This is a genomic window from Nonomuraea aurantiaca (genome assembly GCF_020215705.1).
Classification (GTDB): Bacteria; Actinomycetota; Actinomycetes; order Streptosporangiales; family Streptosporangiaceae; genus Nonomuraea; species Nonomuraea aurantiaca.
The window spans coordinates 56,696-78,320 of sequence record NZ_JAIWNB010000018.1 but is presented as its reverse complement, the minus strand read 5'-3'; the positions used below and the strand labels follow the sequence as shown (position 1 = coordinate 78,320).

At 71.8% G+C, this 21,625-nt stretch carries 17 protein-coding genes; 6 read left to right on the top strand and 11 right to left on the bottom strand.

Going from position 1 to position 21,625, the window contains the following annotated elements:
* Positions 1-28: 28 nt before the first annotated feature.
* Genes LDL49_RS34930 through LDL49_RS34920 form a run of 3 tightly spaced genes read left to right on the top strand, consistent with a single transcriptional unit; the run spans position 29 to position 3,513 of the window.
* Positions 29-1,177, top strand: coding sequence for an acyl-CoA dehydrogenase family protein (locus LDL49_RS34930; protein ID WP_225297609.1), 1,149 nt, complete (start codon positions 29-31; stop codon positions 1,175-1,177).
* 45 nt (positions 1,178-1,222) lie between these two features.
* Positions 1,223-1,987 carry a crotonase/enoyl-CoA hydratase family protein gene (locus LDL49_RS34925; protein ID WP_372470504.1) on the top strand — a complete coding sequence of 255 codons (765 nt, stop codon included), beginning with the start codon at positions 1,223-1,225 and terminating at the stop codon, positions 1,985-1,987.
* A 20-nt stretch (positions 1,988-2,007) separates the two neighbouring features.
* A complete protein-coding gene (locus LDL49_RS34920) occupies positions 2,008-3,513 on the top strand; it encodes a long-chain-fatty-acid--CoA ligase (protein WP_263655884.1) in 1,506 nt (501 codons plus the stop codon).
* On the opposite strand, the gene LDL49_RS34915 is transcribed toward LDL49_RS34920, so the two are convergent.
* The 8 genes from LDL49_RS34915 to LDL49_RS34880 form a co-directional block, all read right to left on the bottom strand.
* On the bottom strand, positions 3,488-3,973 hold the full coding sequence (locus LDL49_RS34915; RefSeq protein WP_225297604.1) for a MaoC family dehydratase: 486 nt from the start codon (positions 3,971-3,973) through the stop codon (positions 3,488-3,490). The genes LDL49_RS34920 and LDL49_RS34915 overlap by 26 nt on opposite strands.
* Positions 3,970-5,181 carry an acetyl-CoA C-acetyltransferase gene (locus LDL49_RS34910; RefSeq protein WP_225297602.1) on the bottom strand — a complete coding sequence of 404 codons (1,212 nt, stop codon included), beginning with the start codon at positions 5,179-5,181 and terminating at the stop codon, positions 3,970-3,972. Before LDL49_RS34910 ends, LDL49_RS34915 begins: the two co-directional genes overlap by 4 nt.
* Positions 5,174-6,046, bottom strand: a complete 873-nt coding sequence (locus LDL49_RS34905; RefSeq protein ID WP_225297600.1) for an HTD2 family dehydratase — start codon at positions 6,044-6,046, stop codon at positions 5,174-5,176. Before LDL49_RS34905 ends, LDL49_RS34910 begins: the two co-directional genes overlap by 8 nt.
* Positions 6,043-6,783, bottom strand: a complete 741-nt coding sequence (gene fabG / locus LDL49_RS34900) for a 3-oxoacyl-ACP reductase FabG (protein WP_225297598.1) — start codon at positions 6,781-6,783, stop codon at positions 6,043-6,045. The genes LDL49_RS34905 and fabG overlap by 4 nt, the downstream gene beginning before the upstream one ends.
* 40 nt (positions 6,784-6,823) lie before the next feature.
* Positions 6,824-7,978 (bottom strand): acyl-CoA dehydrogenase family protein, encoded by a 1,155-nt coding sequence (locus LDL49_RS34895; RefSeq protein ID WP_225297596.1) that lies wholly within the window; start codon positions 7,976-7,978, stop codon positions 6,824-6,826.
* On the bottom strand, positions 7,975-9,117 hold the full coding sequence (locus LDL49_RS58625; RefSeq protein WP_225297594.1) for an acyl-CoA dehydrogenase family protein: 1,143 nt from the start codon (positions 9,115-9,117) through the stop codon (positions 7,975-7,977). The genes LDL49_RS34895 and LDL49_RS58625 overlap by 4 nt, the downstream gene beginning before the upstream one ends.
* Before the next feature lie 82 nt (positions 9,118-9,199).
* The gene (locus LDL49_RS34885) at positions 9,200-10,342 is read right to left on the bottom strand and encodes a CaiB/BaiF CoA transferase family protein (protein ID WP_225297592.1); all 1,143 of its coding nucleotides are present in this window, start codon (positions 10,340-10,342) and stop codon (positions 9,200-9,202) included.
* Positions 10,343-10,374: 32 nt separating this feature from the next.
* Positions 10,375-11,148: a crotonase/enoyl-CoA hydratase family protein gene (locus LDL49_RS34880; protein ID WP_225297590.1), complete on the bottom strand. Its 774-nt coding sequence runs from the start codon at positions 11,146-11,148 to the stop codon at positions 10,375-10,377.
* Between the two features lie 146 nt (positions 11,149-11,294).
* On the opposite strand from LDL49_RS34880, the gene LDL49_RS34875 reads away from it, so the two are divergent.
* Together LDL49_RS34875 and LDL49_RS34870 are read left to right on the top strand one after the other, a co-directional pair.
* Complete coding sequence (locus LDL49_RS34875; protein ID WP_225297588.1) at positions 11,295-12,164, top strand: LysR family transcriptional regulator; 870 nt, start codon at positions 11,295-11,297, stop codon at positions 12,162-12,164.
* Between the two features lie 110 nt (positions 12,165-12,274).
* Complete coding sequence (locus LDL49_RS34870; RefSeq protein WP_225297586.1) at positions 12,275-13,858, top strand: long-chain-fatty-acid--CoA ligase; 1,584 nt, start codon at positions 12,275-12,277, stop codon at positions 13,856-13,858.
* On the opposite strand, the gene LDL49_RS34865 is transcribed toward LDL49_RS34870, so the two are convergent.
* The 3 genes from LDL49_RS34865 to LDL49_RS34855 form a co-directional block, all read right to left on the bottom strand.
* Positions 13,837-14,724 (bottom strand): LysR family transcriptional regulator, encoded by an 888-nt coding sequence (locus tag LDL49_RS34865; RefSeq protein ID WP_225297584.1) that lies wholly within the window; start codon positions 14,722-14,724, stop codon positions 13,837-13,839. The genes LDL49_RS34870 and LDL49_RS34865 overlap by 22 nt on opposite strands.
* A 138-nt stretch (positions 14,725-14,862) precedes the next feature.
* Positions 14,863-15,627: an SDR family NAD(P)-dependent oxidoreductase gene (locus tag LDL49_RS34860; protein ID WP_225297582.1), complete on the bottom strand. Its 765-nt coding sequence runs from the start codon at positions 15,625-15,627 to the stop codon at positions 14,863-14,865.
* A 63-nt stretch (positions 15,628-15,690) separates the two neighbouring features.
* Positions 15,691-16,821 (bottom strand): thiolase family protein, encoded by a 1,131-nt coding sequence (locus LDL49_RS34855; RefSeq protein ID WP_225297580.1) that lies wholly within the window; start codon positions 16,819-16,821, stop codon positions 15,691-15,693.
* 645 nt (positions 16,822-17,466) lie between these two features.
* On the opposite strand from LDL49_RS34855, the gene LDL49_RS34850 reads away from it, so the two are divergent.
* The gene (locus LDL49_RS34850) at positions 17,467-21,510 is read left to right on the top strand and encodes an nSTAND1 domain-containing NTPase (protein WP_225297578.1); all 4,044 of its coding nucleotides are present in this window, start codon (positions 17,467-17,469) and stop codon (positions 21,508-21,510) included.
* Positions 21,511-21,625 lie beyond the last annotated feature (115 nt).

The following is a 21,625-nucleotide window of genomic DNA, read 5'->3' as shown; positions in this document are numbered from 1 at the left end:
TCGTTCGGCAAGTATGGGCAGGGAGCAGATGCGACGCACCGTCTTCGACGAAGACCATGAGGCGTTCCGGACCATCGTCCGCGACTTCCTCACCCGTGAGGTCGTCCCGGTCTTCCCGGAGTGGGAGAAGGCCGGCGCGGCGCCCCGCGACTTCTATCGGCAGGTGGGCAAGCTGGGCATTCTCGGCATGCTGGTCCCCGAGGAGTACGGGGGCGGCGGCCAGCGCAGCTTCAAGTTCAACGCCGTGGTGAACGAGGAGCTGGCACGCGCCAAGCTGGGCCTCGGCACGGTACGGGTGCACGCCGATATCGTGACCCCGTACCTGCTGCGCTACGCCGATGAGGAGCAGAAGCGCCGCTGGCTGCCAGGCGTGGCGAGCGGCGAGCTGATGACCGCGATCGCGATGACCGAGCCGGGCACCGGGTCCGACCTGGCGGGCATCGCCTCGACCGCGGTCCGCGACGGCGACCACTACGTGCTCAACGGAGCCAAGACCTTCATCACCGGCGCCGTCAACGCCGACCTCGTGCTCGTCGTCGCCCGCACCTCCCCACCTTCGGACAACCGCCGTACCGGCCTGAGCATCCTCGTCGTCGAGACGGCGTCGCCCGGCTTCACCGTGGGCCGCAACCTGGCCAAGATCGGGCTCAAGGCGCAGGACACCGCCGAACTGGCCTTCGAGGACGTACCCGTGCCGGTGGCGAACCTGCTGGGCGAGGAGGGCCGCGCGTTCGACTACCTCGGCCACAACCTGGCGCAGGAGCGGCTGTCCATCGCGGTGAACGCGCAGGCGGCCGCGGTGGCCGCGGTGGAGCTGACCGTGGCGTACGTGCGTGATCGCAGCGTCTTCGGCCGGCCGCTGTCCGGCTTCCAGAACACCAAGTTCGTGCTGGCCGAGTGCGCGACCGACGTGGAGGCGGGTCAGGCGCTGGTGGACCGCGCGCTGGAGGAGCACGACGGGGGCGGGCTGAGCGCGGCTGACGCGGCCAAGGTCAAGCTGTTCTGCACCGAGCTGCAGTCCCGCGTCGTCGACAAATGCCTGCAACTTCACGGCGGGTACGGCTACGTGCTGGAGTACCCGATCGCCCGCATGTACGCCGACGCCAGAGTCACCCGCATCTTCGGCGGCACGAGCGAGGTCATGAAGACCATCATCGCCAAGTCCGTCGGCCTATAGGGATGACCGATGAGCACAGTGGATCACCGGATGAGCAGTGGAGGACTGATGAGCACAGTGCTGACGGATTTCGCCGACGGCGTCGCGGTCATCACGATCAACCGACCCGAGGCGCGCAATGCCGTGGACCTGGAGACGACGAAGGCGCTCGCTGCCGCGATCGACGCATTCGAGTCCCGGCCGGATCTGCTGGTCGCGATCCTGACCGGCGCGGGCGGCACGTTCTGCTCCGGCATGGACCTGAAGGCGTTCACGCGCGGTGAGAAGCCCGCCCTGCCGGGGCGCGGCTTCGCCGGGATCACCGAGCGCCTGCCGACGAAGCCACTGATCGCCGCGGTCGAGGGCTGGGCGATCGCCGGGGGCTGCGAGCTGGCGCTGGCCGCCGATCTGGTGGTCGCCGCCAGGGACGCCACGTTCGGGCTGCCCGAGGTCAAGCGGGGCCTGATCGCCGTGGGCGGCGGGCTGGTGCGGGTGGCGAAGGCGCTGCCGTACCACCTGGCCATGCAACTCGTGCTCACCGGCGACCCGCTGCCGGCCACGACGGCGCACTCGTACGGGCTGGTCAACGTGCTCAGTGAGCCCGGCGGCGCGCTGGAGGAGGCGCGGGCTCTTGCCGCGAGGATCGCCGCCAACGCGCCGTTCGCGGTACGCGCGTCCAAGCGGATCGTCGCCTCGTCGGTACGCTACACCGACGAGGAGGCGTTCGCCGAGCAACGGGAGGTGTGGGCCGCGGTGATGGTCTCCGCCGACGCGCAGGAGGGCGCGCGCGCCTTCGCCGAGAAGCGGGCACCGCTCTGGCGGGACCAGTGACGGGCGCCTGGCACATGGGAATGACGATCAGCGACCAACTCGCCCGGCACGCGCGCGTGACGCCTGACGCGGTGGCGTTGACGTTCGACGGTGTCCCCCACACGTACCGGCGCCTGGACGAGCGGGTCTCCCGGCTGGCCGGCGTGTTCGCCGAGCGCGGGGTCGGCGCGGGCGACCGGGTCGCGGTGATGGCGCACAACAGCCCGGAGATGGTGGAGGCGTACTTCGCCTCCGCCCGGATCGGCGCGATCTGCGTGCCGCTCAACTTCCGGCTGGTCGCCGACGAGGTCGCCTACCAGCTTGCCGACAGCGGCGCGGCGCTCGTCCTCGCGGACGCCCGGTTCGCGCCGATCCTCGCCCGGACGGGGGTCGACTGCCTGGTCATCGGCGAGGCCTACGAGGAGGCGCTGCGGTCGGTCTCGCCCGAGCTCGAGCCGCCGACGGTGGACCCGGGCTCGCCCGCGGTCATCATGTACACCTCCGGCACTACGGGCAGCCCCAAGGGCGCGGTGCTCACGCACGACAACCTGCTGGTCCAGACCGTCAGCAAGCTCATCCACATCGGGCATCCGGCGGACGCCAGGACCTGGCTGATCGGCACGCCGCTGTTCCACATCGCCGGACTGGCGGGCCTGTACGCCGTCGTCTTCGTCGGCGGGCGGGCCGTGCTCGGCCGCTCCGCCGCCTTCGACCCGGCCCAGGCCGTGGATCTGCTCGAAGGCGAGCGGGTCACCTCGTGCTTCTTCGTTCCGTCGCAGTGGCAGGCGATCTGCGACCTGCCCGGCATCGCCGAGCGCGACCTCTCGGCGCTGCGCGTGGTCACCTGGGGCGCCTCGCCGGCCTCGACGACGCTGCTGCGCCGGATGAACGAGCTGTTCGGCCACGCCAACATCACCACGTCGTTCGGGCAGACCGAGACCACGGCGGTCACCACGATCCTGCAGGGCCGGGACGCGCTGCGGAAGATCGGCTCCGTCGGCGTGCCGATGCTCAACGTCGAGGTGCGGATCGTCGACGCCGACGGCCACGACGTGCCGCGCGGCCAGGTCGGCGAGATCGTCTACCGGGGCCCGTCGGTGATGCGCGAGTACTGGAACAAGCCCGCCGAGACCGCGGAGGCGTTCGCGGGCGGCTGGTTCCATTCCGGCGATCTGGTGCGGCAGGACGACGAGGGCTACCTCTACGTCGTCGACCGGCTCAAGGACATGATCATCTCGGGTGGCGAGAACATCTACTGCGTCGAGGTCGAGGACGTGCTGGCCGCCCATCCCAAGGTGGCCGAGGTGGCCGTGGTGGGCGCGCCGCACGAGAAGTGGGGCGAGACGCCGCTGGCCATCGTGGTGCCCGCCGACCCCGCTGCCGCGCCCACGCTGGAGGAGATCACCGGGTGGTGCCGGGAGCGGCTGGCGGCCTACAAGTGCCCGCGCCTGCTGTCGGTCGTGGACGCGCTGCCGCGCAACGCGAGCGGCAAGGTTCGCAAGACCGAGCTGCGGCAGAGCGTCAGGGCTTCGTCAGGCGCGGGGTGAGGTTCGACACGAGGAGGGTGACGGTCTCCGCCACGCAGGCGGGCTTCGCTCCCCCGTCGATCTCGATGGTGTAGCGCGTGGTCAAGGCGACGCCCGTGGCGCTCTCCCGCAGGTCGGCGAAGGCCGCCCGCGCCCGCAGGCGCGAGCCGGCGGGCACGGGGGCGGGGAAGCGCGCCTTGTTGACGCCGTAGTTGACGCGTGCCTGGCCCAGGTCGAGCCGGAAGAGCTGCTGCCCGAAGTGGGGTATCAGGGACAGCGTCAGGTAGCCGTGCGCGATCGTGCCGCCGAGCGGCTCTGCCGCGGCTCGTTCCCGGTCCACGTGGATCCACTGGTGATCCCCGGTGGCCTCGGCGAAGGCGTCGATGCGCTCCTGCCCGATCGCCAGCCAAGCGGTGGGCCCGAGCGGCTGGTCGAGCGCGGCCTTGAGCTCGTCCAGGGACGCGAAGACGCGCGCGCTCACGCGGTCACCCGCTCGAAGACCGCCGCCAGGCCCTGGCCGCCGCCGATGCACATGGTCTCCAGGCCGTACCGGGCCTCGCGCCGGTGCAGCTCGCGGGAGAGCGTGGCGAGCATCCGCGCACCTGTCGCGCCGACCGGGTGGCCGAGGGAGATGCCGGAACCGTGGACGTTCGTCCGCTCCAGATCCTTCTCGCCGAACCTCCATTCCCGCATGACAGCCAGCGCCTGGGCCGCGAACGCCTCGTTCAGCTCGATCAGGTCCATGTCGTTCAGAGTGAGGCCCGCGCGATTCAGGGCGGCGGCGCCGGCGGGGACGGGGCCGAGGCCCATGGTCTTCGGCTCGACCCCGGCCACGGCCCAGGACACCAGGCGGACCAGTGGTCGCAGGCCCAGCTCGGCGGCCCGCTCAGGAGTGGTCACAAGGCACAGGGCGGCGGCGTCGTTCTGGCCGCTGGCGTTGCCGGCCGTGACGGTCGCCTCGGGGTCGGAGTCGAGCATGAGCGGCTTGAGCCTGGCCAGAGACTCCAGCGAGGTGTCGGCGCGCGGATGCTCGTCGGTGTCGATGACCACCTGGCCCTCTTTGGCGGCGACGGTGACGGGGATGATCTCCTCGGCCAGGACGCCGCCGGCTTGGGCTTCGACCGCCCTCTGGTGGGACATCAGGGCCAGTTCATCTTGCTCCTGGCGCGGGATCGCGTACGCGCGGCGCAGGTTCTCGGCCGTCTCCAGCATGCCGCCGGAGACCGGATGGTTCCTGCCTCCCGCGGTCTGCCGGGCGCGCGTGAGGCTGTCGTGCACCGCTACGCCGTTTCTGGCTCCCCACCGCATGTCGAGCGAGTAGAACGTGGCGTTGCTCATGCTCTCGGTGCCGCCCGCGACGACGACCTCGTGGGCCCCGGTCTGCACCTGCATGGCGGCGTAGATGACCGCCTGCAGGCCGGAGCCGCAGCGCCGGTCGAGGTGCAGGCCGGGGACCGTGACGGGCAGATCGGCCTCGAGCGCGACGACCCGGCCGATCGCGGGCGCCTCGCTGCTGGCGTTGCAGTGGCCGAGGATGACGTCCTCGATCGCCTCCGGCGCGATGCCCGTACGCTCGATCAGCCCCTTGAGCGCGCTGACCCCGAGATCGACCGCCGTCAGGGCCTTGAACATGCCGCCGTAGCGGCCTATGGGGGTGCGGACGGGCTCGCAGATGACCGCTTCACGCATGGCCGGTACCTTCGATCGTCAAGGTGGTGTGGGGGTCGGGTGAATCCTGACCGAACACGCCCAGAGTGAGCGTGCCGTCCTCGGTCCTCCGCAGTCGCGCGGGCTGTCCGCAGAACAGGGGCCTGCGGCTGCGGTGCCGTACGCGGGTGATCCGCTCGTCGTGCTTCTCGAGGCGGAGCACCTCCGCCAGGGCGAGCGTCATCAGCGGGCCGTGCACCACCAGACCGGGATAGCCCTCGACGCGGGTGGCGTACGGCCAGTCGTAGTGGATCCGGTGCGGGTTCGACGTCGCCGCGCTGAACCGCATCAGCAGGGTCGGGTCCGTGGCAAGGTCCCAGGCCCACTCCCCCGCCCGGGTGAAGGGGGCGCCGACGGAGTCCAGGACGGCCACCCGCTCCGCGGACGAGACCGCTCCGGCCTCCCGGTGGATTCCGGCCTCCCGGTAGATGAGGTCCTGCCGCTCCTCGACCGCGAGCCGGCCGCTGTCGTCGTACAGGCTGGTGGTGACGACCACGACGACCAACCGGCCCGTGCGCCCGGACTTCTCGGTGACCGACTCCACGCGCGCCTCGCGGTGGACCGTGCTCCCCACCGTGAGCGGCGCGTGGAAGGTCACCTCGCCGCCGGCGAACATCCGCCGGGGCAGCCGCACAGGAGGCAGGAACGACCCGCGCGCCGGATGGCCGTCCGCGCCGAGCGCCGAGGAGACGGGCCAGCGGGCCAGGGCCATCCAGTGCCACAGCGGCGGCAGCTCCTCCCCGGGCCTGACCGGGGGCGTGCCGTCGTCGAAGATCGCCGACAGCGCAGCCACAGGATGCGGATCGACCAGCTCGGTCGTGGTCAGCGTGTGCGGTTCCCAGCTCACATGAACCGTCCGCCGGTCACTTCCAGCACCGTGCCGGTCATGTACGACGACAGCCCCGAGGCCAGGAACAGCGCCACGGTGGCGACCTCGCCCGGCTCCCCGGCGCGCTGCATCGGGATCTCGGCCAGCTTCTGGTCCCACGCCTTCTGCGGCATCGCCTCGGTCATGGCCGAGCGGATCAGGCCCGGCTGGATGACGTTGACCCGCACGCCGTGGTGCGCCAGCTCCTTTGCCGCGGCCTTGGACAGGCCGACGATTCCGGCCTTGGCGGCGGAGTAGTTGGTCTGGCCGACCATGCCGACCTTGCCGGACAGGGAGGAGATGTTCACGATCGCGCCGCTCTTGCGCTCGCGCATGACGGCGGCCGCTTTCCTGGTGCCGTTCCATGTGCCCTTGAGGTGCACGTCGATGACCTGGTCGAACTGCTCTTCGGTCATCGTGCGCATGGTGGCGTCGCGGGTGATCCCGGCGTTGTTCACCATGACGTCCAGCGAGCCGAAGGCGTCGAGCGCCGTCTGGATCAGGGCGTCCATGTCGGAGGAGCTGGTGACCTCGCACCGGACCGCCCTGGCCACGCCGGGGCCGCCGAGCTCCTTGGCCGCGGCCTCTGCGGCGTCCAGGTTCAGGTCTCCGAGTACGACCCTAGCGCCCTCCTGGACGAACAGCCCGGCGATGGCCAGCCCGATGCCCTGGGCGCCGCCGGTGATGACCGCGGTCTTGCCGTCGAGCAGCGTCATGCGTGATCAGCTTCTCTCTCGTTCGATGGGTCGCGCGATCTCACTTGATGGGGTTGCGCGCGATGAGCTGTGCTGCGATGACGTTGCGCTGGATCTCGTTGGTGCCCTCGCCCAGGATCATCAGCGGGGCGTCGCGGAAATACCGCTCGACGTCGAACTCCTTGGAGAAGCCGTACCCGCCGTGTACGCGCATCGCGTCCAGTGCCACCTGCATCGCGGCCTCGGAGGCGAACAGCTTGGCCATGCCCGCCTCCATGTCGGCCCGTCCGCCCTCGTCGAGGCGGCGGGCGGCGTCCTCGGTCAGCAACCGCGCCGCCCGTACCTTGGTGGCCATGTCGGCCAGCAGGTTGCCCACCGACTGGTGCTTCCAGATCGGCTTGCCGAACGACTCGCGTTCCTGGGCGTAGCGGACCGCCGCGTCGAGGGCGGCCTGCGCGACGCCGACCGCGCGGGCGGCCACCTGGATCCTGCCGACCTCGAGCCCGCGCATCATCTGCGACCAGCCCTGCCCCGGCTCACCGCCGAGCACGGCGGAGGCGGGGACCCGCATCTCGTCGAAGACGATCTCGCAGGCCTCAACGCCGCGGTAGCCGAGCTTGGGCAGGTTCTTGGAGATCGTCATGCCGTCGCCGGGCTCGACGAGGAGCACGCTCATGCCCTTGTGCGCCGGTTCGGCTTCCGGGTCGGTCAGGCACAGCAGGCCGATCAGTCCGGAGTGCCGGGCGTTGGAGATCCAGGTCTTCGACCCGCTGATCATCAGGTCGCCGCCGTCGGCGACCGCGTGCGTGCGCATGGCCTGCAGGTCGCTGCCGCCGCCCGGCTCGGTGAGCGCCATTGTCGCCCTGACCGAGCCGTCGGCCATCGCGGGCAGGTAGCGTTCGCGCTGCTCAGGGGTGCCGAACGTGCTGATCATATAAGTGATCACCGAGTGCCCGCCGATGGCTCCGGCCAGGCTCATCCAGCCGCGAGCCAGCTCCTCGGTCACGCGGGCGAAGCACGCCGCGCTGACGTCCACGCCGCCGTGCTCGGCGGGACCGAGCAGGCCGAAGAAGCCCAGCTTCTTCATCTCGTCGATGAACTCGGCCGGGTATGCGTCCACCGACTCGTAGTCCCGCACCCGGGGCCGCACCCGCTCGTCGACGAACTCGCCGGCCAGTGCGACGATCTCCCGCTCGTCCTCGGTCAGTGTGCTCATGGCCGCTCTCCACTCACTCCCCTGAGGAGCTGCTTGGCGATGATGACCTTCTGCACCTCGCTGGTGCCCTCGTACAGCCGGAACAGGCGGGCGTCACGGTAGAACCGCTCAACCGGGACCGTCCGCATGTACCCCATGCCGCCGTGGATCTGGACCGCGCGGTCGGCCACCCGGCCCACCATCTCCGAGCAGAACAGCTTCGCGCACGACGGGGCCATGCGGCGGTCGCTGCCGTCGTCGTAGGCCCTCGCCGCTTCCAGCACCATCGCGCGGCCCGCGAACAGCTCGGTCTGCGACTCCGCGAGCATCGCCTGGACCTGCTGGAACTCGGCGATCGGATGGTCGCCCTGCCGGGTCGCCGCGGCGTGGGCGACGCTCTCCTCGACCAGCCGCTGGGCGAGCCCCACGCAGACCGCCGCGATGTGCAGCCGGCCGCGGGCCAGCGAGCGCATGGCGGCCGCGAAGCCGTCGCCCTCGACGCCGCCGACCAGCGCGGAGCCGGGTACGAAGACGTCGTCGAAGAAGACCTCGGCCGTGTGCGCGCCGCGCTGCCCCATTTTGTCGTCCTTGGGGCCGACCGTGACCCCCTGGGAGCCGGCCTCGACCGTGAAGACCGAGATCTGCTCGGCGCCCGTCTTGGCGAAGACCATGAACACGTCGGCGCGGTCGGCGTTGGTGATGAACCGCTTCTGGCCGGTGATCCGGTAGCCGCCCTCGACCCGGGACGCGCGGGTGCGCAGCCCGCTCGGGTCCGAACCCGCCTCCGACTCGGTCAGCGCGAACGAGGCGATCTTGGTTCCGGACGCCAGGTCCGGCAGGTACCGCCGCTTCTGCTCGTCGGTGCCGAAGTTGACCAGCACCTGTCCCGCGATGCCGTTGTTGGTGCCGAGCATCGAGCGGAAGGCCGGTGTCGTGTGGCCGAGCTCCATCGCGAGCTGCACGTCCTCGATCATCGAAAAGCCGAGGCCGCCGTACTCCTCGGGCAGCGCGAAGCCGAACAGCCCCATGTCGGCCGCCTGCGCGCGCAGCGACTCGGGGATCTCGTCGGTCTGCTCGATGACGTCTTCCGCGGGCACGACCTCCTTGCGCACGAAGGTGCGCACGGCCGCGAGCACCTCCTGGAACGCTTCCGTCTCCACTGCCTGTCTCCGTCCTGAAGTGTTCCTGGTCTGCTTCACGTGCGGGTGCCTCACCTGAGCCGGGCCCGCGACTCGGTCGCGCTCACCGCACCACCCCTTCCCCCAGCAGGCTCTCGATGTCCTCGGGGGTGTGGCCCAGCTCGGACAAGATCGCGCGGGTGTCCCGGCCGGGGGCCGGCGCGGGCCGCGGCCTGCTGCTGGGGGTGGCGTCGAACCGGGGCGCGGGCGCGGGGTGGATCGCCCCCTCCGAGTCGGTGAAGAAGCTCTTCCTGCTCGCGTTGTGGGGGTGTGAAAGGACCTCGTCCATGGTCAGCACCGGCGTGACGCAGGCGTCGGTGCCGGAGAACCGCTCGACCCACTCCTCGCGCGTGGCGTCCATGAACGCCTTCGCGAAGCTCTCCCGCATCGCGGGCCAGGTGGCCGGGTCCCGCTGGGCGGCCAGGTCGATCCGGCCGGCGACACCGAGGACGGCCACGAGGTTGGCGAAGAACTGAGGCTCGATCGCCCCCACGGCCATGTGCTTGCCGTCGGCGCACTCGTAGGTGTCGTAGAAGGGGGCGCCGCCGTCGAGCACGTTCTCGCCGCGGTTGACGGTCCAGGCGCCTTGGGCGTACCGGCCGTAGATCATGGACATCAGCAGGCCGGAGCCCTCGACCATCGCGGCGTCCACGACCTGGCCACCCCCCGAGGCGCGCGCGTTCAGCACGGCGGCCAGCACGCCGAGCGCGAGGAGCATGCCGCCGCCCCCGAAGTCGCCGACCAGGTTGAGCGGCGGCGTGGGCGGCTGGCCCGCGCGCCCGATCGCGCCGAGTGCGCCGGACAGGGCGATGTAGTTGATGTCGTGCCCGGCCCGCATCGCCAGCGGCCCGTCCTGGCCGAAGCCGGTCATGCGGCCGAACACCAGCCGCGGGTTGCGCTCGGCGAGCGTCACCGGGTCGAAGCCCAGGCGCTCGGCCACTCCGGGGCGGAAGCCCTCCAGCACCGCGTCCGCCGTGTCGATCAGAGCGCGTACGACCGCCGCGCCGCGCGGGTTCTTCAGGTCCACGACCAAAGACCGGCGGCCCCGGTCGAGCACCGGATTGGGCCGCGCGTCCCGGTCGGCGGGGCGGTGCACGCGGATCACCTCCGCCCCCAGGTCGGCCAGCAGCATCGCGGCGAACGGGACCGGGCCGATGCCACCGAGCTCGACGACCCGCACCCCCGCGAGGGGACCGTGCCCAACCATCGGCCCAACCATCGGCCCGCTCATCGGCCCGCTCATCGGCCCTGCCAGTTCGCTCGGCGCTTCTCGGCGAACGCGCGGGCGCCCTCCTGAGCGTCCGCCGACGCGAAGACGGGCTCGATGATCGCGCGCTGCCGGGCGAACCTCTCCGGCTCCGGCCACTGCCCGTGTTCCTTGATCACCCGTTTGCTGGCGAGGATGGCGAGCGGGCCGTTCTCCGCGATCCTGGCCGCGAGCGCGAGCGCCTCGTCGAGGGCCTTCCCCTCCTCGGCGAGCCGGTTGACCAGGCCGATCTCGTACGCACGCTCGGCGGCGATCAGGTCGCCGGTCAGCGCGAGCTCCATCGCGATCTGCTCGGGAATGCGGTGCGGCAGGCGCAGCAGCCCACCGGCGGCCGCGACCAGGCCGCGCTTGACCTCCGGGATGCCGAACCTGGCCGTCCGCGCCGCGACCACCAGGTCACACGCGAGGACGATCTCGCAGCCTCCCGCCAGCGCGTAGCCCTCGACCGCCGCGATCAACGGCTTGTTCGGCGGCGCCTCGGTCACGCCCGCGAATCCCCTGCCCTCGATGCTCGGCCGCTCGCCGCGCAGGAACCCCTTCAGGTCCATTCCCGCGCAGAAGCTGCCCCCGGCCCCGGTGAGGACGCCGACGGACAGGTCGTCGCGGCGGTCCAGCTCGTCGAGCGCGGCGGCGATGCCCTCGGACACCGCCCGGGTGACGGCGTTCTTCGCGTGCGGCCGGTTGATGGTGATCACCGCGACGCGCGCCTCATGGCGCACCAGCACCTCGTCGCTCTCGGTCGTCATCTGTTCGGAACTCCTGAGTGGGCCGGTGGGATACGGGTCGGCTACTCCTGACTGCATCATCACCGGGCCGGTGAGCGCCAAGACCAGAGTGCGTATGGATCTATCGGCGGCGCCTATGAGCTCAGGTCAGAGATAGTGTCCGAGGTATGGACCTCCGGCTCGTCGCGTACTTCGTCGCGGTCATCGACCACGGTGGCATCACCAAGGCCGCCAAGGAGCTGTACATCGCGCAGCCGTCCCTGTCCCAGGCCATCCGCAGCCTGGAACGCCAGCTCGGCGCCCAGCTCTTCGACCGGTCCGGGCGCGGGCTCACGCTGACCGCCGACGGGCAGGCGTTCGCCGGTCCGGCGCGGCAGATCCTGGCCGACGTCGAGAGCGCCAAGCGCCGGGTGCACGCCGTCCGAGACCTGCTCACCGGACGCCTGGAGATAGCGGTGCTGTCGACGCTGTCCGCCGACCCGCTGCCGAGGTTGATCAGCGAGCTGCGGCGGCTGCATCCCGGCGTCCTGGTCACCGTACGCGATCCGGGCAGCTCGTCCGGAGTGGAGAGCCAGGTCCGCCAGGGCCACGCCGAGCTGGGGCTGACGGACTTCCCGGTGAAAAGCGACATGCTGCGCACCCGCGAGTTGTGGGACCAGGAGATCACCCTGGTCCTGCCGCCCGACCTGGCAGCCACGCTCCCCGACCCGGTCCCGCTGGAGGCGATCGCCGAGATCCCCCTGGTGCTGGAGTACTCCGACGCGGGCGGCCGGGCCGCCATCGACGACGCCCTCGGGCAGGCCATCGACCTCGTCGCCGTCGAGTGCGCGCACCGGCAGGCGATCTGGGAGCTGGTCATGCACGGCGCGGGCGCCACGTTCCTGCCCCGGCCGATCGCCGAGGCCGAGCTGCGCAACGTCGTGGTGCGCTCCACCTCGCCCCAGGTCCGGCGCACGGTACGGCTCGTGCACCGCTCCGGCCCGCTCTCCCCCGCCGCCACGGCGTTCCTGGAGGTCGCGGCGGCCATGAGCGCTTGACGCATAGGTCCGGCCTATCGGACGATGCGGCGTTCGGTCTTTGCGCCCCGCTCCGATGGGTGGTCGACTCTCGGCAGCGGGCCTCGGGCCGGATGCGAAGGAGATTCCACGTGAACACGGCGCTGCCCCCCACCTCCGGAGGCATGACGATCGGCGACCAGCTCGCCCGGCATGCCCGCTCGGTCCCCGGCGCCGTGGCGCTGCGCATGGACGGGGTCGATCGCACGTACCGGGAGCTGGACGAGCGGGTCGACCGGCTCGCCCACGTGCTTCGGACGCGCGGGGTCGAGCCGGGCGACCGGGTCATGGTGATGACGTTCAACCGGCTGGAGATGGTGGAGACGTTCTTCGCCTGCGCCAGGCTGGGCGCCGTCTGCGTTCCGGTCAACTTCCGGCTGCACGCCGAGGAGGTGTCCTACCAGCTGGCCGACAGCGGGGCCGTCGTCGCGGTCGTCGAGTCGGCGCTGGCCGCGACGTTCGCGCAGGCGTGCCAGGACGCGCCGGCGCTGCGTCACAGCCTCATGGTCGGGCCGGGCGACCTGCACGGCGGCATGGAGGCGTACGAGGACGCGCTGCGCGACGCGCCCGCGTCCGGGATCGACGTGGCGGTCGATCTCCACGCCCCGGCCTTCATCATGTACACCTCCGGCACCACGGGACGACCCAAGGGCGCGGTGCTGACGCACTACAACCTTCTCATCCAGACCATGAGCAGGATCGCGCACACCGGGCTGCCCAGCGACTGCCGGGTCTGGCTGATCAGCACTCCGCTCTTCCACATCGGCGGCCTGGCGGCGCTGCTGTCGAGCGTCCTGCTCGGCGCGAAGACCGTGATCGCCAGGTCGGGCCGGTTCGACCCGGCCGAGATCGTGGACACGCTCGAACGCGAGCGCATCGGATACTGCTTCCTCGTCCCCGCCCAATGGCAGGCCATCGTCGATATCCCGGACATCAAGGACAAGGATCTGTCCGCCCTGCGGATCATCTCGTGGGGCGCCGCGCCCGCGACGAAGGCCCTGCTGCACAGGATGATCGACACGTTCCCGGACGCGAAGCTGTCGAGCGTGTTCGGGCAGACCGAGTGCGGCGCGGTGAGCACGATGCTCCGCGGCGAGGACGCGCTGCGCAAGATCGGCTCGGTGGGGACGCCGCTGCTCAACGTCGAGGTCCGCATCGTGGACGAGCGGATGAACGACGTGCCTCAGGGGCAGGTCGGCGAGATCGTCTACCGCGGCCCGTCGATCATGACCGGCTACTGGAACAAGCCCGCCGAAACCGCCGAGGCGTTCGCGGGCGGCTGGTTCCACTCCGGTGATCTCGTCCGCCAGGACGAGGACGGCTACATCTACGTCGTTGACCGCCTCAAAGACATGATCATCTCCGGTGGCGAGAACATCTACTGCGCCGAGGTGGAGGAGGCCATCGCCGCCCATCCGAAGGTGGCCGAGGTCGCCGTGGTGGGCGTTCCGGACGAGCGGTGGGGCGAGACGCCGCTGGCCGTCGTCGTCTCCGCCGGCGCCCCCGGCTCCCCGACCGCGGAGGAGATCGGGCAGTGGTGCCGGGCCCGGCTGGCGGCGTACAAGGTGCCGCGGCTTGTGGTGGTGGTCACGGAGCTGCCGCGCAACGCCAGCGGCAAGGTGCGCAAGAACGAGCTGCGCGAACGCTGGCGGGCTCAGTCCGTGACGCTCGCCTGAGCCAGGTCGACGAACGCGCGGCCCGCAGGCGACAGCGCGGCCGGGTCGTACACCAGTCCATAGGCCCGGCTGATCCGCGGCTCGAGTGAGCGCACCACGGCCCCTCTCGCCGCGGCGGCCTCGGCCATCGACCGTTCCAGGAACGTGGCGCCCACACCGGCCAGCACGAGGGGCAGCCGGGCCTCGCGGTGCTCCACCACGACGGACGGGCTGATGGCACGGCCCGCCGCCGCGACCGCCTGCTCGATCTCGCCGACCGCCAGGGAGCTGCCCCGCGGCACGGTCACCTGCGGGAGGTCCGGCAGCTCCGACAGCGGCAACGGACCGTCGGGACGCGGCGCCGATCCAGGCGGCAGCACCAGCCAGTACTCCTGCAGCCCGAGCTCGCAGACCTCCAGCCCCGCGTGGCCGACCGCGGGCAGATGGCAGACCACGATCTCGCAGTGGCCCTCCCTGATCAGGGACGTCGCCATCGCTTCGTCGCGCAGGTCCCCGATCCTGATCGACACCTTCGGGAACTCCCTGCGGAAGGCGCCCACCAGGCGCGCCACCGAATCGGCCGACAACGCGGGCATGGCGAAGATGTCCAGCCGGCCCCGCGGCCGTCCGGCCGCGTCCACCAGGGATCCCTCGGCGGCGACGACGTCGCGCAGGACACGGCGCGCGGGTCCGACCAGGCTGTGCCCGGCCGAGGTGAGCACCATGCCGCGGCCGATGCGGTGGAACAGCGGGACGCCCAGCTCACGCTCGAGCCCTTGGATGGCCTGCGAGATGGTGGGCTGGGCGACGTCCAGGACGGTCGCGGCCGCGTTGATGCCGTTGTGGTCGACGACCGCCAGGAAGTACTTGATCTGGTGCAGGTCCACGGGCCGACTGTATCGGCGGGCGGCTCGTCCGGTGTGGACGGCCCGTCTGGCGCATAGCGGACAAACTCGGGCGGGCCCTCAGCCGGATCGAGAACTTGACCGGATCAGAGCGGGCAGCGGATCGGAGCGGGCAGCGGGTCAGCGGGGGGCCATGCGGATGGCGCCGTCGAGGCGGATGGTCTCGCCGTTGAGGTAGCCGTTCTCCAGGATCTGGCACGCCAGTTGCCCGAACTCCTCCGGACGCCCGAGCCGCGCCGGGTTGGGCACGCTGGCCTCCAGCGAGGCCCGCACGTCGTCGCGCAGGCGGGCCAGCAGGGGTGTGTCCATGATCCCGGGCGCGATCGTGCACACCCGGATCGACCGGCTGGCCAGGTCGCGGGCCGCTGTCAGGGTCATCCCGACGATGCCGGCCTTCGCGGCGGTGTACGGGATCTGCCCGATCTGGCCCTCGTAGGCCGCGACCGACGCGGTCAACACGATGGCGCCGCGCTCGCCGCCCACCTCGTCATGGCGCGCCATGCGGGCCGCGGCGAGGCGCAGGGCGTTGAACGAGCCGATCAGGTTGAGCCTGATCACCCATTCGAAGTCCTCAAGTGAGCCGGGATTGCCGTCCTTGTCGAGCAACCTGAGCCTGCGGCCGGCACCCGCGCAGTGCACGAGCCCCCGCAACCCGCCGTCCGCGTCGGCCGCGTCGAGCGCCGCCCCGAACTGGCCGGCATCCGTGACGTCCGCGGCGACGAACCTCGCCGCGCCGCCGAGCTCCTTGGCGACGTCGGTGCCCGCGGAAGTGGGCAGGTCGATGAGGGTGACCCGGCCGCCCGCCTCGACCACCCGGCGGGCCGTTGCCAGCCCCAGTCCGGACGCGCCTCCGGTGACGGCGATGGACAGTCCTTCCAACCGCATGCGCGCGGCTCCTCTCAGTCGGGGATCTTTCTGCCGGGATCTCTCAGGCCGGGATCGTTGCCTTCAGAGCAGCTCGAGGATGGTCGCGTTGGCCATGCCGCCCGCCTCACACATGGTCTGCAGGCCGTAGCGCAGGCCCTGGTCCTTCATGTGGTGCACCAGACGAGTCATCAGAACGGCTCCCGAACCGCCCAGCGGGTGCCCCACCGCGATCGCCCCGCCCAGAGGGTTGAGCCGGTCGCCGGAGCCGCCCGTCTCCGCCTGCCAGGCCAGCGGCACGGGTGCGAACGCCTCGTTCACCTCGTACGCGCCGATGTCCTCGATGCGCAGACCGGACTTCTTCAGCACCTTCGCCGTCGCCTCGATCGGCGCGGTCAGCATGATGACCGGATCGTCCCCGGCCAGCGCGACACTGTGCACGCGGGCGATCGGCCGCAGCCCTCGCGTCCGGGCGATCTCGCCGGACGTGATCAGCAGCGCCCCCGCGCCGTCGGAGATCTGCGACGCGTTGCCCGCGGTGATCACGCCGTCCTCGCTGAAGGCGGTCCTAAGCCCGCCCAGCGTCTCCACCGATGATCCGCGAATGCCCTCATCTGTACGGAGAGCACCTGGTACGGGAGCGAGCTGTCCGTCGAGCGCGCCCGAGTCGACGGCCGCGGCCGCCCTGGCGTGGGACCGCGCCGCGTACTCGTCGAGCCGCCGCCGCGAGAAGCCCCACCGCTTGGCCATCATCTCCGCCCCGATGCCCTGGTTGAAGCCGTCCACGCCGTAGCGTTCGAGGACCTCCTCCGGGTACGGGCGGCCGTCGCGCGCGGCCGATCCCATGGGCACCCGGCTCATCGACTCCACCCCACCGGCGATCGCGAAGTCGTAGTGTCCCGCGATCACTCCCGCCGCCGCGAAGTGCACCGCCTGCTGGCTGGAGCCGCACCGCCGGTCGACTGTCGTGCCGGGCACTGATTCCGGCCAGCCCGCCGCCAGCACCGCGACGCGTGCGATGTTGCCGGACTGGTCCCCGGCCTGACTGACACATCCCCAGATGACATCGTCGATCTCCCCCGGCTCCACGCCCGTACGCTCGACGAGCGCCGTCAGGACGTGCGCGGACAGGTTCGCCGGGTGAACACCGGCCAGGGCCCCGTTGCGCTTTCCGACGGGCGTGCGCACCGCGTCGACGATGACCGCGTCCCTCACACGCTTCTCCTCACGTAGGTGCGGGCACCGCTGCCCGCGGTGGACCGCTGGGTGTCATGGATGGATTCGCCGCTCGGAACAGGCCTGCGGGAGCCATCCGAATCAACCACACGCCACCGACCACGCACAAAGCCCTGATTGCGATCGGGCATATCGCCTATACCTATGTGAGCCGCGATTCGGCGTCCAGGCAGGCGACCCGTCTCACTGTCCCCGCCGCTGTCAGCCTGAGGCGTGGGAGCGGGGCGAGTCCGGTCATCGCGCTCACCTCGTCCCGCGGGCGCTGCTCCTCATGGTGGACCGGGGGGTCAAGGCTTCGAGGACCGGTTCCTGCCGGTCCACGGTGGAGCGGCTGCCGCGGACGACCCGGGCCCTGCTGGACGAGCTGCCTGCGTCCTCGTGCAGCGAGGTCCTTCCGGGGTCGGGGCTTTTGCCCGGCTGGAAGCAGCGCCTGAGCTCTGAAGGCGCGAAGCGCCCACAAGCGAAGCCCGTTGTGCGCCGAAGCGCCCCAGAAGAACGCCCGGAGCGAAGTGGAGGCCCTTCTGATAAGTCACGCTCACATGTGTCAACTACCGGCCAGATGCGCGCGGTGGAAGCCTTACCGATCGTAACGTTGTGACTGCTTGGGGTGGGATGGGAGGCGGGATGGCGGGCGTGATCGAGGGTGAGCCGGATCTGCCTGATCCCGGGCGGGTCCGTACCCGGCAGGACTTCGCGCGGGAGCTGACGCTGCTGCGTGAACGGTCGGGGATGACGGTCCGGCAGGTGGCGGTCAAGATCGGTGTCGGTGGCGCGCACAGCACGATAGGCGACTGGTTCGCAGGGCGCGGGTTGCCGTCCACGGCCCTGCGCGATCTGCTGGTACGGCTGCTGACCGTGTGCGGGGTGGACGATCCCGGCGTGCTCGAGCAGTGGTTACGTGCCTGGCTGCGGGTCCGCCGGGCGCCCGGCCGCCGTCCGGCGGGGGCGGAGCCGTACAAGGGGCTGGCGAGCTTCGGGCCTGAGGACGCCGCCTGGTTCTTCGGGCGCGAGGCCCTTACCAGCCTGCTGCTCGACCGGCTGAACGGGCTGCGCGCCGCCGGGGGCGGGGTGCAGGTGGTCGTGGGGGCGTCCGGGGCGGGGAAGTCGTCGCTGCTGCGCGCCGGACTGATCCCCGCTCTCGCGGCCGGCCGGGTGCCGGGCGTGGCCCTGTGGCAGGAGCCGCTGTTCACACCCGGTTCCCACCCGCTGAACGAGCTGGCCGCCCGGCTGACGCCCGCCACGACAGCCACCGAGCCACCCGCCACGACGGCTACCGAGCCGTCCGGCACCGCGACCCCCGAACCGTCCGGCACGGCGACCCCCAGACCGCCCAGCGCCACGGTCGCTGAGCTGGTGGCGGCGCTGCGGGCCGAGCCAAGCCGGTGTGGTGAGCTGCTGCGGCCCGCGCCGGGCGATCCGGCGCCGGTGCTGGTCGTCGACCAGTTCGAGGAGGTCTTCAGCGCGTGCGCCGACGAGGGCGAGCGGCAGGCGTTCATCGGCGCCCTGTGCGCGGCGGCCGACGCCGGTGCGCTGGTCGTGGTGGGCTTGCGAGCCGACTTCTACGGCCAGGTGCTCCGCCACCCCCGCCTCGTCGCGGCGGTGCAGGCCGGTCAGGTCGCGGTCGGCCCGATGAGCGAGGCCGAGCTGCGCGCGGCGATCGTGGAGCCCGCGCGCAAGGCGAAGCTGGAGCTGGAAGAGGGCCTGGTCGAGCTGCTGCTGCGCGATGTGGCACCCCCTGGCGGGCAAGCGCGCGATGCGGCACTTCCTGGCGGGCAAGCGCGCGATGTGGCATCCCCGGTCGGGAAGCAGGGCGCGGCGCACGAGGCCGGGGTGTTGCCGCTGCTGTCCCACGCCCTGTACGCCACCTGGTCCCGCAGCCAGGGCCGACGCCTGACGATCAACGACTATCGCGAGGCCGGCGGGATCGACGGCGCCGTGGCGGCCAGTGCGAGCAAGGTCTACGACGAGCTCGGGGCGCAGGAGCGGGAGCAGGCCCGCCGGTTGTTCCTCAGCCTGGTCCACGTCGCCGCCGACACCGCCGACACACGCCGCCGGATGGTCACCGCCGAGCTGCTCGCCGAGGCCGGGGACGAGGAGGCCGCGCGGCGCGAGGACGTACTCGACAGGTTCGTCGCCCAGCGGTTGATCACGGCCGACGTGGACACCGTGGCGATCAGCCACGAGGCCCTGCTGACGGCCTGGCCGCAGCTGCGAGCGTGGCTGGACACCGACCGTACGGGGCTGGTCGTGGGGCGGCGGCTGGCCGAGGCCGCCGCCAACTGGCACCGCGAGCACCGGGACCCGGCCGCGTTGTACCGGGGCACGCGCCTGGCCGCCGCGCGGGAATGGGTCGGCGGCGCGACGACCGCCGCCGACATGAGCCCGCTGGCGCGCGAGTTCCTCGACGCCTCGGTCCGGCGCGAGCTGGAGGAGCAGCGGGCCGCGCGGCGCGGCACCCGGCGTCTGCGCCGGCTGGTCGCCGGGCTGGTGGTGCTGTTCGTCCTCACGGCCGCGGCGGGCGTCGTCGCCGTCAGGAGCCAGCGCGACACTCAGGAGCAGCGCGACATGGCCCTGGCGGGGAACGCCGCCAAAGAGGCCGCCGGGCTGCGCGCCGTCAATCCGGCGCTGGCGGCGCAGCTCAACCTGGCCGCCTACCGCCTCTCCCCCACCGCGGAGGCCCGCGGCGGCCTGCTCAGCGCCTTCTCCTCCCACTACGCGACGCTTCTGACCGGGCACACCCTCGCCGTGTACGCCGCCGAGTTCAGTCCGGACGCGCGTCTCCTGGTCACCGCCGCGCTCGACGGCGTCGTCCGGCTGTACGACGTCGCCGACCGGCACCGGCCGAGGACCGTGGCGACGCTGACCGGGCACACGGGCGGCGTCACGGCGGCCGTGTTCGCCCCCGGCGGGCGTACGCTGGCCACCGCGAGCAGCGACCGGACCGTACGGCTGTGGGACCTGGCCGACCCGCGCCACCCGCGCGCCGCCGCCACCCTCACCGGGCACACCGGAGATGTCCGGCACGTCTCCTTCAGCCCCGACGGGCGCACGCTGGCCAGCGCGAGCTACGACGCGACCGTACGACTGTGGGACGTCAAGGACCCCTACCACCCCAGCCGGCTGACCGTTCTGACCGGCCGGCGCGACGCCGCCGGGCTGGCCGTCTTCTCCCCCGACGGCCGCACCCTCCTCACCCACGGCCCCTCGTACACCCTCCGCCTGTGGGACGTGACGGACCGGCGCCGGCCGCGCGTGCTGACGGAGCTGGCCGGGCACACCGACCGGGTGCTGTCGGCGGCGTTCGATGCGAGCGGCCGCCTGCTCGCCACCGGCGGGTTCGACGCCACCGTACGGCTGTGGGACGTCTCCGACCCGCGCCGTCCCGGCCGGCCGGTGATCCTCGCCGGGCATCGCAACGGCGTCGTCTCGCTCGCCTTCAGCCCCGACGCCGGCCTGCTGGCCAGCGGCAGCTACGACACCACGGTACGGCTGTGGGACATCTCCGACCCGCGCGCCCCGGACTCCCCGATCACCCTCGAAGGACACGCCGACACCGTCTACACCGTGTCCTTCAGCCTCGACGGCCGCACGCTCGTCAGCGGCGGGCAGGACAACGTGGTCCGCCTGTGGGACCTGCCCGGCCACGTGATCGGCGGCCACAGCGGCGGGGTGAGCTCGGTGGAGTTCGATCCGAGCGGACGTCTCCTGGCCGCCGGCGGCCAGGGCACGGCCGGGTTGTGGAACGTGGCCGACCCCGCCCACCCGGTCAAACTGGCCACGCTGCGCGGCCACACCGACGGCGTGAGCTGGCTGGCGTTCCGGCCGGACGGCCGCGTACTGGCCACCGCCAGCCTCGACGCCACGACCCGGCTGTGGGATCTGTCCGTCCCCGGCCGCCCGGTTCCGCTGGCCACCCTCACCGGCCATATCTCGAACGTCTTCTCGGTGATGTTCAGCCCCGACGGCCGCACGCTCGCCACCGCCGGAGCCGACTCCACCGCCCGGCTGTGGGACGTGTCCGACCCCCGCCACCCCCGGCGACTCGCCACGATCACCGGTCATGGCGCCGCGGTCATCTCGGCGGTCTTCGACCCGTCGGGGCGGGTCCTCGCCACGGCCAGCGCCGACCACACCGCCCGGCTGTGGGACGTGACCGACCCGCGCCGGCCCGCGCCGCTCGCCACCCTCAACGGCCACACCCAGAACGTCTTCAGAGCGCTGTTCCGCCCCGATGGCCGCGTGCTCGCCACCGCCGGAGCCGACCACACCGCGCGGTTGTGGAACGTGACAGATCCGAGCCACCCCGGCCTGCTCTCGGTGCTCTCCGGGCACAGCAACAACATCAACGACCTGGCCTTCACCCCCGACGGCCGGATCCTCGCCACCGCCGGAGCCGATCGCGCCCTGCGCATCTGGGACGTGACCGACCCGCGTACCCCCCGCCCGCCGGTCACCCTGACCGGGCACACCGACGTGCTCAACGCGGTGGCGTTCGCCCCCGACGGACGCACGCTCGTCACCGGCGCCGCCGACTCCACCGCCCGGCTGTGGGACATCGATCCCGGCCGCGTCGCCGCCCAGGTCTGCGCGCTCGCTCATCCGCGCATCACGGCCGGCGAATGGGCGCGATACCTGCCGGGCGTGACGTTCCAGCCCGCTTGCCGGTAACCGCGGAATGTGAGATCGGCTCCTGTACGGGCTTGTACGGACGATCCGTACGCCCTCGATCGGCCCCCTTCGGCCGTGCGACGGTCGTCCCACCAACAGCGACCCAGAAGGAGCC

Bases quoted from the DNA above. Each gene is read 5' to 3' on its own strand.
- LDL49_RS34930 (WP_225297609.1), top strand. From the start codon at position 29: ATGCGACGCACCGTCTTCGACGAAGACCATGAGGCGTTCCGGACCATC.
- LDL49_RS34920 (WP_263655884.1), top strand. From the start codon at position 2,008: ATGACGATCAGCGACCAACTCGCCCGGCACGCGCGCGTGACGCCTGAC.
- LDL49_RS34910 (WP_225297602.1), bottom strand. From the start codon at position 5,181: ATGCGTGAAGCGGTCATCTGCGAGCCCGTCCGCACCCCCATAGGCCGC.
- fabG (WP_225297598.1), bottom strand. From the start codon at position 6,783: ATGACGCTGCTCGACGGCAAGACCGCGGTCATCACCGGCGGCGCCCAG.
- LDL49_RS34895 (WP_225297596.1), bottom strand. From the start codon at position 7,978: ATGAGCACACTGACCGAGGACGAGCGGGAGATCGTCGCACTGGCCGGC.
- LDL49_RS34885 (WP_225297592.1), bottom strand. From the start codon at position 10,342: ATGGTTGGGCACGGTCCCCTCGCGGGGGTGCGGGTCGTCGAGCTCGGT.
- LDL49_RS34880 (WP_225297590.1), bottom strand. From the start codon at position 11,148: ATGACGACCGAGAGCGACGAGGTGCTGGTGCGCCATGAGGCGCGCGTC.
- LDL49_RS34875 (WP_225297588.1), top strand. From the start codon at position 11,295: ATGGACCTCCGGCTCGTCGCGTACTTCGTCGCGGTCATCGACCACGGT.
- LDL49_RS34860 (WP_225297582.1), bottom strand. From the start codon at position 15,627: ATGCGGTTGGAAGGACTGTCCATCGCCGTCACCGGAGGCGCGTCCGGA.
- LDL49_RS34850 (WP_225297578.1), top strand. From the start codon at position 17,467: ATGGCGGGCGTGATCGAGGGTGAGCCGGATCTGCCTGATCCCGGGCGG.